This is a genomic window from Bradyrhizobium sp. USDA 4503 (genome assembly GCF_054055815.1).
Map to the genome: position 1 here is coordinate 2991711 of NZ_JBSRXS010000001.1, position 13322 is coordinate 3005032.

A 13322-nucleotide genomic window follows, 5' to 3' on the forward strand; every position below is an offset into this window, starting at 1 on the left:
GCCTCCTATGCATTTGATTTGACAGGTAAAACTATACGCGGCGCAGCGCGAACAGCCAGCCGCGGCCGAACAGCGTGAGGATCAGGAGGGCGTAGACGAAGACGCCGACCGCAATCAGCAGCAGCAGGATCAGCTCATCGCGAAAGATCTGCATCGGCGCGAACCACACCACCGCGAAATGCGAGGTCAGCCACAGCGCGACCGCGAGCAGCACCCCGCATAGCGCGAAGGTGCCGAACGAGCGGATCAGCGCGCGATCGAGCGCGAGGTAGCCGCGGCGCACGGCAAACATCAGCACCAGCAGCAGATTGACCCAGGCCCCGATTGCGGTCGCGAGCGCGAGCCCGACCTGCGCCAGCGTGCCGACCAGCGCGATCTTCAGCGCGACGTTGACCGCGACCCCGGTCAGCGCCGCTTTCACCGGCGTTGCGGTGTCCTTGCGGGCGTAGAAGGTCGCGACCGCGCTGCGGATCATCACGAAGGGAATGAGCCCGACCGCATAGGCCGCGAGCGTGGCCCCGGCGCTTGCCGCATCGGCCTTGGAGAACGCCCCGCGGGCGAACATTGCGCGCATGATCGGATCGGATACGGTCAGGAACGCCGCCACGAACGGCACCGAGAACAGCAGCGTGAAATCGAAGGCGCGGCGCTGCGCGGCCATCGCGCCGGCGTGATCGTCGCCGCTCAGGCGCCGCGACATCTCCGGCAGCAGTACGGTGCCGATCGCGATCCCGATCACGCCGATCGGCAACTGATTGAGGCGGTCGGCATAATACAGCGCCGACAGCGCGCCTGCGGGCAGGAAGGTCGCGATGATGGTGTCGGCGAACAGCGCCACCTGCGTGCCCATCGAGCCCAACGTCGCCGGCCCCAGCGCGCGAAAGAAGCCGCGGACGTCCTCGTCGAGCTTCAGGGGCGCGAACCGCGGCAGGCCGCCATGGCGCGAGAGGTCGCCGGCGAGCAGAAAGAATTGCAGGAAGCCCGAGATCAGGACGCCCCAGGCCGCGGCGTGGCCCGCGCTCGGGAAGAACGCCGCGAGCGCCAGCGTCATCATCATGGCGAGGTTGAGGAAGATCGGCGCCGCGGCGGCGCTGGCGAAGCGATGCATCACATTGAGCATGCCGCCATAGAGCGTCACCAGCGTGATCAGAAGCAGATAGGGAAAGGTGATCCGCGTCAGCTCGATCGCGAGCTTGCGCTGCGCCGCGTCCTCGGTGAAGCCTGGCGCGAGGATGCTCATCGCCTGCGGCATGAACGCCATCGCCACCGCCAGCAGGATCACCTGCGAGGCGAACAGCAGCGTGAAGATGCGGTCGGCGAACAGCCGCGCCGACGCCTCGCCGCGCTCGCCATGGACATGGGCATAGGCCGGCACGAAGGCGGCGTTGAAGGCGCCTTCGGCAAAGATCGCGCGGAAATGATTGGGCAGCCGCAGCGCCACGAAGAAGGCGTCGGCAACCGGCCCGGCACCGAGGATCGCCGCGAGCATGATGTCGCGCGCGAACCCGGTGACCCGCGATAGCAGGGTATAGCCGCCGACGGTGAAGATGCGCCCAAGCATGCGCTGCTTCTAGCGCATGATTGCGGTCTGAAAAAGTTTCCTATCAGGCCGAAAGCGCGCTGCGCACAGCCGCGATGACGCGGTCCTGCGTCGCCTCGTCGAGATAGGGGTGCATCGGCAGGGCGATGACGTCCTTCGACAGGCGCTCGCTAACCGGCAGACCGCCGTCGGCGACCGGATAGTGGCTGTAGGCCGTCTGCTGGTGCACCGATTTGGGATAGTAGATCATGGTCGGGACGCCGTGCGCCTTCAGGGCCGCCGCGAAGGTGTCACGATCGATGCCGTCGGACAGGCGGATGGTGTATTGCGCCCACACCGAGGTACAGCCCGGGGCAAGGCGCGGCACCGCGACGAGGTTGCCGAGCGCGCGCGAATAGCGCTCCGCCACCCTGTTGCGCGCCGCGATCTCGTCGTCGAAAATCTTCAGCTTCTCGAGCAGGATCGCCGCCTGCATGGTGTCGAGCCGCGCGGTGAGGCCGAGCCGCACATTGTCGTACTTGTCCGAGCCCTGGCCGTGCACGCGGATGCTGCGCAGCGTGCGCGCGAGCTCCTCGTCGTCGGTGAAGATCGCGCCGCCGTCGCCGAAGCAGCCGAGCGGCTTGGCCGGGAAGAAGCTGGTCCCGGTCGCGAGCCCGAAGGTGCCGAGCTTGCGGTTCTTGTAGGTTGCGCCAAAGCCTTGCGCGGCGTCATCGAGCACGAACAGGCCCTCGGCTTCGGCGACGGCGCCGATCGCATCGTGATCGGCGCTCTGGCCGAACAGGTCGACCGGGATCACGGCGACCGGCTTCAGCCCGCGCGCGCGCGCCGTTGCGATGCCGCGCTTCAGCGAGTTGACGTCGATGTTGAAGGTCTCCTCATCGACATCGACGAAAACCGGCGTCGCGCCTGTCAGCGTCACGACCTCGCCGGTCGCACAGAAGGTGAAGGTCGGGCACAACACCGCGTCGCCCGGCCCGACATTCTTCGCCATCAGGACCATCAGCAGCGCGTCGGTGCCGCTCGCACAGCTGACCACATGCTTTGCGCCGCTATAGTCCGCCAGCGCCTTCTCCAGCGCGGTCACTTCGGGACCGTTGATGAACTGGCAATGGTCGAGCACGCGTGCGACCGCGTCATCGATCGACTTGCCGAGCCGCCGGCGCTGCGCGGCGATATCGATGAAGGGAATGGGCTCAAGCTGCATATGCTGGTTCATGGAAGCTCTTTGCACGTATTGAATGAATGACAATCAGCCGGCGATGCGGCGCGGTCCCTTGCGCATCGTCGAGGCGGCGGGTCTGGCGGGCGATTCCAGGCAGCGGATCGCGATCTCGAGGCTCGCCACGCCCTCGTCGCCGGACACTGCCGGCAGCTTGCCGCTACGTACGGCATCGAGGAAGGCGATCAGCTCGGCGCGCAGCGGCTCGTCGTGACCGACCGGCAGATGACGCATCGAATAGCTGCCGTCCGGCTTGAAGCCGAAGCATTCGGTGACCTGACGCGTGAGCAGATCGCCCATCACATACTTGCCGCGGGTTGCGACCGTCACGTTGCGCGCCTTGAACGGCGTCAGCCAGTTGGTGTTGATGTGGGCGAGCACGCCGGAAGCGGTGCGGAACTGCAGCAGCGCGATGTCCTCGCGCTCGGCGACGGCGCTGGAGAGCTGCGGCTGCACCTCGACGATGTCGGACTCGGTGAACCAGCGGATCAGGTCGATGTCGTGCACGGCCAGATCGATCACGACGCCGACATTGGACATTCGCGGCGGGAACGGGCCGACCCGGGTGATGCCGATCGACAGGATGTCCTCGCCCGAGATCGCCTTCTTGATCGCGGCGACCGCCGGATTGAAACGCTCGACATGGCCGACCATCAGCGTGACGCCGGCCCGCTCGGCGGCCGTGACGATCTCGCGGCCCTCTTCGACCGTGGATGCGACCGGCTTCTCGACCAGGATGTGAATGTTGCGCGCGATGCAGGCGAGCGCGATCTCGTGATGCAGATGGGTGGGAGCTGCGATCGTCACCGCATCGATGCCCTCGGCGAACAGCTGATCGAGGCTTTCGAAGGCGCGGCAGCCGACCAGGTCGATGGCGCGGGTGCGATGTTCCGGCAGCGGATCGACGATGCCGATCAGCAGCACCCCGGGCAGTCCGGCCAGCACGCGGGCATGGTTGCTGCCCATCACGCCGGCGCCGATCACGCCGACGCGCAATGCGCGGCCGATATCGGCTTTCGCGCCGGCCGCGGACACTTTTGCATTCATATCGTAGACCCCAAGTAACGTTCTGGCGGTTGTCCCGGCTTCTCAGGGAGCCATCCCGGCTCCGAGGGAATCAGCACCAAGGCCCCTCTGCCCGATCCGCGCCTTTGGCGCAAATCACGACCCGCTTCGTTGGCAGCCGCTATAGCACGGCGTCACAAATGTGGCGAATGCCAACGGCGAAATCCGGACACGTTTTGATTCAAAGAGTTACATCGCCCGCGACTCGGTCTTGAGCGCGCGGCCGTTCGCCTCAGGTGCGCCGATAGTCATCCTCGATGCGGATGATGTCGTCCTCGCCGAGATAGCTGCCGGTCTGCACCTCGATCAGCTCGAGCTGGATCTTGCCCGGGTTCTCCAGCCGGTGCACCGCGCCGATCGGGATGTAGATCGATTCGTTCTCGTGCACCGTCTTGATCAGCTCGTTGACGGTGACCTGCGCGGTGCCGCGCACCACGATCCAGTGCTCGGAGCGGTGATGGTGCTTCTGCAGGGACAGCCGTCCGCCCGGCTTGACGACGATGCGCTTGACCTGGTGGCGATCGCCATTGTCGACCGACTGATAGGAGCCCCAGGGGCGATGCACCTTGATGTGGTTCTCGGTCACCTCCGGCGCCGCCACTTTCAATTTCGCGACCAGCCGCTTCAGCCCGTTGGCGTCCTTCTGGCGTGACACCAGCACGACGTCCTGGGTCGCGACCACGACGAGATCGTCGACGCCTTCGAGCGCAACCAGCGCCCGGTCGGTCGAAACGTTGCAATTGCGGGAGTCCTCGAACACCGCAGTGCCGCGCGCGGCGTTGCCGAGGCTGTCCTTGTCCGACAGCTCCCAGACCTGACGCCACGAGCCGATGTCTGACCAGCCGCACGCCACCGGCACCACCGCGGCACGCGATGTCTTCTCCATGACCGCGTAGTCGATCGAGATCGCCTTCGCCGCGCCGAAGGCCTGCGCATCGAGCTTGACGAAGCCGAGATCGCGCGCCGCCGACGCAACCGACTGCTCCACCGAGGCGACGCTGTCCGCATCGACATTGCGGTACTCGTCGAGCAGCACGCCGGCGCGGAACATGAAGTTGCCGCTGTTCCAGAGATAGCCTGCATCGATATAGCCCGCCGCCGTCGCGGCATCCGGCTTCTCGACGAATTTCGCCACCGCGCGCACCTCGCCGGCGACCACCTCACCCGGATTGATGTAGCCGTATTCGGTGGCCGGCCGCTCCGGCTTGACGCCGAACGTCACGATGCGGCCGGCGTCCGCAGCCACCAATCCGCCGCGGCACGCGGCGACGAAGGCCGCCGTGTCCCGCACCAGATGGTCGGCGGCCAGCGCCAGCACGATCGCTTCGCTGTCGCGGCTCTGCGCGAACGCCGCACCGGCCGCGATCGCCGGCCCCGAGTCGCGGCGCATCGGCTCCAGCAGCACGTCGGCCTCACGGCCGATCTCGGCCAGTTGCTCCAGCACCATGAAGCGATAGGCCTCGTTGGTGATCACGATCGGACGCTCGAACAGGCCGGCGTCGGAAACCCGCAGCAGCGTCTCCTGGAAGGTCGAGCGGGCCCCGAACAGCGACAGGAACTGTTTCGGATGCACCTCGCGTGACGCCGGCCACAATCGCGTGCCTGCGCCGCCGCACATGATCAGGGGAATAATTCGTCGATCCATCGATGCCTCAAATCCTGTCGTGCAAGTCCTGTCGTATCCGCCTGCGAACGACACATCAAATCGGCCCGGGCCGTCGCGGCCGGCGGCCCTGTTGCCTCGGAAGCACTATCCAAGCAGTAGCACGCGCCCCCCGCGCGTCTGGTCGGATTTTACCGGTAACGTAAACCCCCGGTGAGTGGCCGGCCGTTCCCCCGTTCCGGCCTCTTTAGCCACCGCTTCGCGCCTGCCGCAATAGGGACCAGTACGGGTATTGCCAGATCGGCGCGGAAACCATACCAAGGCGGCGAATTTGGGCGCGCGAAAGCGTTTTGCGCTGTTTTTGACACATTCTGAAACCTGGCAGCGCGAACGGAAATGCGCCGAATCCTGCTTTCGACCGTCAAGATCCTGATCTCGGCCGCGCTGCTCTATTTCTCGCTGCGCAAGGTCAATCTGTACGACCTTGCCTCCCGTATCCAGGGCGAGAGCCTGGGCTGGCTCGGCCTCGCGATCGCGGTCACGTTCCTGCAGATATTCCTCGGGGTGTTGCGCTGGCGGGAGATCAGCGTGGAGTGCGGCGCCCCGCTGGAGACCGGTCAGGCCATGCGCTTCAACGTGATCGGCACCTTCTTCAACCAGACACTGCCGTCCTCGATCGGTGGCGACGCGGTGAGGCTTTGGCTCGTCGCGCGCGCCGGTGCGGGCTGGCGCGCAGCCACCTATTCCATTTTCGTCGATCGCGCGATCGGACTGATCGCCCTCGCCGTCGTCATCGCCGCCACCCTGCCCTGGAGCTATCGGCTGATTTCCGATTCCCACGGCTGGATGGCGTTGCTGCTTCTCGACCTCGCCGCACTCGCGGCCGGATTTGGCTTCCTGCTGATCGGCGTGTTGCCGTGGGCCTGGCTGAAGCAATGGTGGGCGACGCATCACATCCACGCCTGCGCGGTCATCGCGAACCGGGTGTTGTTCAGCCGCAAGCACGGATTGAGGGTCGCAACCCTCTCGATCGCCATTCACGTCGTGACCGTCGTGATCGCCTGGTGCGTAGTGAAGTCGATCACGGCCCCCGTCACCTTCGGCCAGATCTTCCAGTTGTTGCCGCCGGTGATGCTGATCACGATGATGCCGATCTCGATCGCGGGCTGGGGCGTACGCGAGGCCACGATGGCGCTGGCCTTCGGCTATGCCGGATTGATCGCCAATGAGGGCGTCAACGTCTCGCTGTTGTTCGGCGCGGTATCGTTCGTGGTTGGCGTGTTTGGCGGCCTGGTGTGGATCCTGAGCCCGGAAAAGGCCGCCAAGGGCACAGAACCGATCGAAGTCCCGGGATCGCAATCGCGAGTCCCGGGATCGCAATAGCCGGACCAGAATGAGCGCTTTCGAAATCCTCCTGTCATTGATCGCGGCGGTCCTGGCTGCGTCGATCTCGGCTGTCCTGATCCAGGCGACGCGGCCGCTGCTGCTGCGTGTGGCACTGGCGAAGCCGAATGCGCGCTCGTCGCACCGTATTCCAACGCCGCAGGGTGCCGGCATCGCGGTCACGGCGGCGACGCTGCTGGCGGGCGGGATCGTCATCGTCCTGGCCGGATCGCAGGACCTGACGATTCCCTTCATCGTCTTCGCGGCCTGCCTGTTCATCGCGGTGGTGGGCTTCGCCGACGACATCCGCTCGCTGCCCGTCGTCCCGCGGCTGCTGCTGCAGGCCGCCGCCGTTGCGGCCGTGGTGTTTTCCGCGCCTGATGGTCTGAGGCTGGTTCCGGCCGGCCCGGTCTGGCTCGAACGCGGCCTGCTGCTGATCGCCGGCCTCTGGTTCGTGAACCTCGTCAACTTCATGGACGGGCTCGACCTGATGACAGCGGCCGAGGCGGTGCCGATCACCGTGGCGATCGCCCTGCTCGGCAGCTTCGGCTATCTCCCCGCAGCTCCCGCGCTGGTCGCGGCAGCGCTGTGCGGCGCGCTGCTCGGCTTCGCGCCGTTCAACCGACCGGTCGCAAGGATATTCCTCGGCGATGTCGGCAGCCTGCCGATCGGCCTGCTGCTCGGCTGGTGCCTGCTCGAGCTCGCCCTGCATCGGCAGTTCGCCGCCGCGCTGCTGCTGCCGCTGTACTATTTGACGGATGCGACGGTCACGCTGTTTCGCCGCATGGCGCGGCGCGAGCCGTTCTGGGCCGCGCATCGCTCGCACTTCTACCAGCGCGCGACCGACAACGGATTCACGGTGTGGCGCGTCGTCGGCGAGGTGTTTGCGCTGAACGCGGTGCTGGCGCTGCTCGCATTCGCATCGGTTGCCCTCAATTCGCTCACCGTAGACATCGCGCTGCTGCTGACCGGCGCGCTCGCCGTCGCCTGGCAGCTGCGGCGATTCTCGCGACCGCTCTGATCGTCTCAGCTGTCCGTTTGACGCAGCGCGCGCCGCAGCCCCTCGTCGAGGCTGATCGGCTGCTGCCATCCGGTGCCCGCGATCTTGGAAAGATCAAGCTCGAGCGAGGCGAACAGGCTGTCATAGGCTTCCTTGCGGCCGCTGATCCCGAGCGCCATCTTCAACAGCGGCGCCGGCAGCCAGAACAGACGCGGCGAGGTGTCCGCCGCCCGGGCCAGCCGCTCGACGAATTCCCGCGTCGAGACCTGCTCGCGGTCAGCCACCAGGAACACGTCGAAATCATCTCCCGGGTGCGACAACCGGTGCAAGATGAACGACGCGAGGTTTTCCGCCGACACGAACGCGCGGCGATTCTTCACATACGCGAGCGGTAGCGGCATGCGATTGATCACTGCACGCTTGAGCAACGCGAAGTTTCCCTTCGCGCCGGCGCCGTAGATCAGCGGCGGCCTGATCACGGTCACCCTCATGCCGCTGCCCGGCACAATTTCCTTCAAGCCAACCTCGGCGGCCGCCTTCGAGTTTCCGTAGAGGCCGCGCGGTGTCAGGACATCGTCCTCGCGAAACGGAGGACGCCCGTAATTGCTGCGCCCATGCACAAGGATCGTGCTGACGAAAATGAAATCGCGCACGCCGGTGGCGGCCGCGGAGCGCGCCAGATGCAGCGTGCCCTCGATATTGACGTTGCGGTAGAGCTCGATCGCCTGTTCGTCGGACTGCTGGTGAACGCGGGCCGCAAGATGAACCACCGCGTCCACGCCATCGAGCGCGGCGCTCCAATCGGTGACGGGGCTGAGCGAGCCGATCGTCACGTCGTTCGCATCCTGCGGCGCCGTTCGCACCGCGCGTCGCACCACCCAGCCGTTGCGCGCCAATACGGGCACCACATGGCGGCCGACAAAGCCGCTGGCGCCCGTGACCAGAACCGTCCGGCGACCATCATTCATACCGTCCGCTCCACATCGCGATTGGATAGCAGCTCCCGGACCAGCGCAGCGTAGCTCGCGAGCGCCCGCTCGGGACTGAAGTTCCGCGCGGTCGCGACGGCGCGCTCGGCCATCGCGGCGTCCTGCGATCGCGACGCCTGGCGGATGGCATCGGCGAGTTGATCGGGCCTTCCCGGCGTGACGACCCAGCCGAGCCGGCTTTCGCTGACGGTGAGCGCGGCCTCGGCCTCGGGCTCGGAGACCAGAATGACGGGGCGGCCGGCTGCGAGCAGATTATAGAACCGGCTCGGCACCGACACGCCGGCGACGTCCTTGCGATAGGGAATGAGCCAGACGTCCGCGCTGGAGAGCAGCGCATCGAGCTCGCTGTCCGCGACGCGGTCGACCAGCGTGACGTTGGCAAGCCGCGCGGTGGCCTGCAGCTCCTTGAGCCGCGCGAAGCCGATGCCCCATCCCGAGAGCAGGAAATGGATCTCGCCTTCGTCACGCAGCAGCCGCGCGGCCTGGAAGACGATGTCCGGATCGTGGGTGAAGCCGAGATTGCCGGACAGCCCGACGACGAAGCGGGCGGCGATGGCCGTGCGAAACGGATTGTCCGGGCTCACGGGACGGTTGCCGGGCGCGAGCGTGGCCCAGTTCGGGATGAACCTGATCTTGTCCTGTGTCATTCCGCCATAGCGCAGCAGCAGCTTCTCGGCGTCGCGGCCGATCACGATGACAGCGTTCAGGGCCCGGAACATCAGCGCGTTGATCGCGCGCATCGCCCGCGCGACCAGCGAGGACGGCCGCAGCAGCCCGGCCATCACGAGCACGTCGGGAAACAGGTCGTGCAGGATCAGCGCCGACTTGGCCCCCTTCAACCTTGCCGCGGCGGCAACCGCATAGGGCAGCGCGAAGGGAGCGGTCACCGTCAGCGCAACGTCGCCCCGCTTCAGGCGCGACAACAGCGCAAAGAAGATCCGGCCGGTGAACAGCGCCTCGGCCAGCGCGCGCTTGATCAGCGCCGCCTTTCCCGGCAGCCAGTTCCTGATCTCGACGACGGCGGGCCGCCCGGGCGCCGGCGCCCGCGCCGAGCCTGGCATCCCGGAGACCACCATCACCTCCGACTCCTGCGCGATCCGTTCGGCGATCGCGGACATGATCGCGGCGGTCGTGCTGTGGTCCGGCGGATAGTGCTGGCTGACGACCACGACTTTTCGAGAACTACGCATCAATGGCTTTCGAAACGGTCCTGTCTCGGCGTCCGCAGAACGGCGCGGTCAGGCGGCATTCGATCCGAACTCGGGCACGGCGTCCTGAAGGACGGCGCGGATGGTCACACGGTCATCTCTCTCGATCGCATCCTCCAGCGCCGCGAGCCACTTGCGCAGCGTCGACATCGGAGGCTGGTTCGGCTTGGCCGCCATGACGCCGGCGACGCCGATCTCGAGCGTCGGCTCCTGGCTTGCGAACAGGATCTCGTTCAGCCTCTCGCCCGGACGGATGCCGCTGAACACGATCTCGACGTCGACGCCGGGCTGCAGGCCCGACAGACGGATCATCCGCTCGGCGAGATCGACGATCTTCACCGGTTGCCCCATGTTCAGCACATAGACCGAGACGTCGGGCCGCGCCGGCGTCACCGCGTGCGTCGCTGCGGTGATCACGAGATCGCAGGCCTCGCGGATCGTCATGAAGTAGCGAACCATGTCCGGATGGGTCACCGTGATCGGTCCGCCGGCCTCGATCTGCGCCTTGAATTTCGGCACCACCGATCCATTGGACGCCAGCACATTGCCGAACCGCACCGAGATCAGCCGCATGTGCGGCCTGCCCTTTGCCTCGGTCATCAGGTCATGGTCCAGCGCCTGGCAATACATTTCGGCGAACCGCTTGGTCAGGCCCAGCATCGACACCGGCTCGATCGCCTTGTCGGTCGAGATCATCACCATTGCGCTCGCGCCCGCGGCATGCGCGGCGTCGGCCACGTTCACCGACCCGAAGATGTTGGTCTTGACCCCTTCGCTCCAGTCGCGCTCCAGGATCGGCACATGCTTGAGCGCCGCGGCATGGAACACGATGTCGGGCTTGAACTCGCTCATCAGCCGCGTGATGCGCTCGCGATCCCGGATATCGGCGATCCGGCCCTCGATCTCGGGGCCGGAGTCGCGCGCGGACAGCGCCTCGGTGACCGCATAGAGCGCCGGCTCCGAGTTCTCCACGACCAGCAGGCGCGCGGCGCCGAAGGTCGCGACCCGTTCGCAGATTTCGGCACCGATCGAGCCGCCGCCGCCGGTGACGATGACGGACTTGCCCCTCACCAGCGTCTCGAGCCGCGCGTAGTCGATCTTCTGGCTCGGGCGCAGCAGCAGGTCCTCGACGGCGACGTTGGTCAGTCGCGGCGCGTCGCCGCCCTCCAGCGACGGCAGGCGACTGACCATCACGCCGAGCCGCCTGGCGCGCATCAGCACGCTTTCCGGATGCGCTTCGGGTTCGAAGGCCGACGGTGTCATGACCACGCGCTTGATCGGCCGCTGGCGGGTCTCGAAATCCCGAATCACGGCCTCGATGTCGTCGACGCCGCCGACCACGGGAATGTTGCGGATCATCTGGCCGCGGTCCGCGTCCGACGGCGAGAGCACGCCAACCGGCCAGAGCCGCTTGATGGCGCCATTCTCGATGCCGCGCAGCACGACTTCGGCATCGGCCGTACGTCCGACCAGCAGCGCCGGCGCGGCATTGTCGGATCGGGCATGCAGCCGCGTGCGCGAATAACGGAAATAGCGGTAGCCGAGGCGCAACGCACTCAGCGCGAACACCTCCAGGAAGAAGAACAGGATGATCGTGACCCGGCCGAGAAACACCGGGCTTTGCGAATTCGTTCCCGTGAAGAAGTAGACGTAGTCCAGCACGACCAGTGCCAGCGTCAGCACGGCTGCGACCCGCAGGATATTCAGCGCGTCCGGCAGCGAGGTGAAGCGCCATTTCGCAGTGGTCAGATTGGAGAAATAGCTGACGAAAACGCTGAACAGCACGAACCAGGGCAGGATGAGCAGCAGATGCGGGAGTCGATCGGTGAGAAGGCTGCCCTCGAAACGCAGATAGAAGCTCGCCAGCAACGCGAACGTCGTCGCGAGCGCGTCATGCACCAAAATCAGGAAATTGCGCAGGGTGAGTTGTGAAAGGCGCGTCATCTAACGGACGGGTTGCCGGCAACTGGGAGTTCGCGATGGGACATTGGCAGGCTGATAGCGTATCTGCAGGGCCCTTGCCAGCGATCATGGACGAGCAGGAGGTTCGGGTTCCATATTGGCCCGCAATTGCCCCTTCAACGCCATGCCGCCCGCAACTCCGACGCCCAGCACATACATCCAGCCCTCGTGAAAGTCGAAGATGTGTGAATTAAACAACGAACTAGAAATATTCTGTACCACGACGAGAAGCCCGATCCAGTTGACGAGACCGTCGCCGCGGAACAGCAAAAGGTGCAGGAGCCACATCGCGTACAGTATCGCTACACCCACAATGCCCCACTGCACGGCGACGTTCAACGTTTGATTGTGGGGGTTTCCGATCACTTCGCCGGAAGCCTGGGTCGCACCGCCCTTCGCGACGCGCTCGAACAGGCCCCGCGTCGCGCCGGTGCCATGGCCGATTATCGGAGCCTCGGCAAAGAAGCCTAGCGACTTGCGCCAGAATTCGAGCCGCAAGCCGAGCGAGGTCGGCTCGTTGCGCTGCATGTAGAGCTTGTAGTCGCGCTCGAACGACTCCGCCGTCGAGCGCAATTGCGGCGAGCCATACCACGCCACCACGGCTAACGCAGCGGCCGCGCAAAGGATCAGGGCGATGCTGCGCCAGCGCAGATGGAGCAGCGCAAACACCGCGAACATAATCGGAACCGTCACCAATGCAGTCCGCGACACCACCACCATCGCCATGTTGGCGAACAGGCTGAGCGCGATCGCGATCAGCAACATGGCCGGCAGGATGCGTTTGGTCCGCAGCAGCATCACGACCGGATAGGCCAGCGCGACCGCGCATAACGTGAATTCCTGGCTCTGGTCGATGTAGTTCTTGACGAAGACTCCCTGCTCGCCCGGAGCGGGCGCCCGCAGCGCGAGGTGCGGATAGGCAAGCACCAGCCAGGACATCAGCATCAACAGCGTGCAGGAGACCAGGAAGGCGACGAACACCCAGGTCCCACGGGCCGAGCGCTGGAAATGATAGAGCAGGACCGGAAGCACGAGGAGCTTTGCGGTCGGCCCGACCGCGTAGAATCGCGCGCCCCAGGCCGCGTCCGACCAGAGCGTGCCGACAAGCGCAAGGCAAAACAACGCGACCGGCGCCAGGCAGATCGGCCGCTTCAGCAGCGCCCAGAACGCCTTCAGATCGACCGTCGGCGCAATCGCGATCAGCAGCACCACGCCGAAGATGCCGACCAGCGAGGTCGACCACGGCAGCGACAGCGCAATCAGGACCGCGACCACATCGGTCGCGGTCTGCCAGCGCGCCGGATCGCGCCAGGCCGGACACGCCGCGGCACCTGCCGGGGATGCCATGCTTGC

The 13322-nt window shown here is 66.0% G+C and carries 10 protein-coding genes; 2 read left to right on the forward strand and 8 right to left on the reverse strand.

From position 1 onward, the window contains the following. Positions 1–31: 31 nt before the first annotated feature. The 4 genes from murJ to ACVMIH_RS14715 form a co-directional block, all read right to left on the reverse strand. A complete protein-coding gene (murJ, locus tag ACVMIH_RS14700; protein WP_057016703.1) occupies positions 32–1561 on the reverse strand; it encodes a murein biosynthesis integral membrane protein MurJ in 1530 nt (509 codons plus the stop codon). 43 nt (positions 1562–1604) lie between these two features. Continuing rightward, on the reverse strand, positions 1605–2756 hold the full coding sequence (locus ACVMIH_RS14705; protein ID WP_092089550.1) for a DegT/DnrJ/EryC1/StrS family aminotransferase: 1152 nt from the start codon (positions 2754–2756) through the stop codon (positions 1605–1607). Between the two features lie 33 nt (positions 2757–2789). Next, positions 2790–3806: a Gfo/Idh/MocA family protein gene (locus tag ACVMIH_RS14710; protein ID WP_092089548.1), complete on the reverse strand. Its 1017-nt coding sequence runs from the start codon at positions 3804–3806 to the stop codon at positions 2790–2792. A 250-nt stretch (positions 3807–4056) separates the two neighbouring features. Next, positions 4057–5469 (reverse strand): mannose-1-phosphate guanylyltransferase/mannose-6-phosphate isomerase, encoded by a 1413-nt coding sequence (locus tag ACVMIH_RS14715; protein ID WP_456862303.1) that lies wholly within the window; start codon positions 5467–5469, stop codon positions 4057–4059. A gap of 354 nt (positions 5470–5823) precedes the next feature. Between ACVMIH_RS14715 and ACVMIH_RS14720 the strand changes: the two genes are divergently transcribed. Both ACVMIH_RS14720 and ACVMIH_RS14725 read left to right on the forward strand, forming a co-directional pair. Further along, positions 5824–6810: a lysylphosphatidylglycerol synthase transmembrane domain-containing protein gene (locus tag ACVMIH_RS14720; protein WP_057016707.1), complete on the forward strand. Its 987-nt coding sequence runs from the start codon at positions 5824–5826 to the stop codon at positions 6808–6810. Positions 6811–6820: 10 nt separating this feature from the next. Beyond that, on the forward strand, positions 6821–7831 hold the full coding sequence (locus tag ACVMIH_RS14725) for an MraY family glycosyltransferase (RefSeq protein WP_057016708.1): 1011 nt from the start codon (positions 6821–6823) through the stop codon (positions 7829–7831). Positions 7832–7836: 5 nt separating this feature from the next. Here ACVMIH_RS14725 and ACVMIH_RS14730 read toward each other — a convergent pair whose 3' ends face one another. The 4 genes from ACVMIH_RS14730 to ACVMIH_RS14745 form a co-directional block, all read right to left on the reverse strand. Next, positions 7837–8778, reverse strand: a complete 942-nt coding sequence (locus ACVMIH_RS14730; RefSeq protein WP_057016709.1) for an NAD-dependent epimerase/dehydratase family protein — start codon at positions 8776–8778, stop codon at positions 7837–7839. After that, a complete protein-coding gene (locus ACVMIH_RS14735) occupies positions 8775–9989 on the reverse strand; it encodes a glycosyltransferase family 4 protein (protein WP_229192729.1) in 1215 nt (404 codons plus the stop codon). Before ACVMIH_RS14735 ends, ACVMIH_RS14730 begins: the two co-directional genes overlap by 4 nt. Before the next feature lie 48 nt (positions 9990–10037). Beyond that, positions 10038–11951 (reverse strand): nucleoside-diphosphate sugar epimerase/dehydratase, encoded by a 1914-nt coding sequence (locus tag ACVMIH_RS14740; protein WP_229192728.1) that lies wholly within the window; start codon positions 11949–11951, stop codon positions 10038–10040. Between the two features lie 84 nt (positions 11952–12035). Beyond that, the gene (locus ACVMIH_RS14745) at positions 12036–13316 is read right to left on the reverse strand and encodes an O-antigen ligase family protein (RefSeq protein ID WP_229192727.1); all 1281 of its coding nucleotides are present in this window, start codon (positions 13314–13316) and stop codon (positions 12036–12038) included. Positions 13317–13322: the final 6 nt, after the last annotated feature.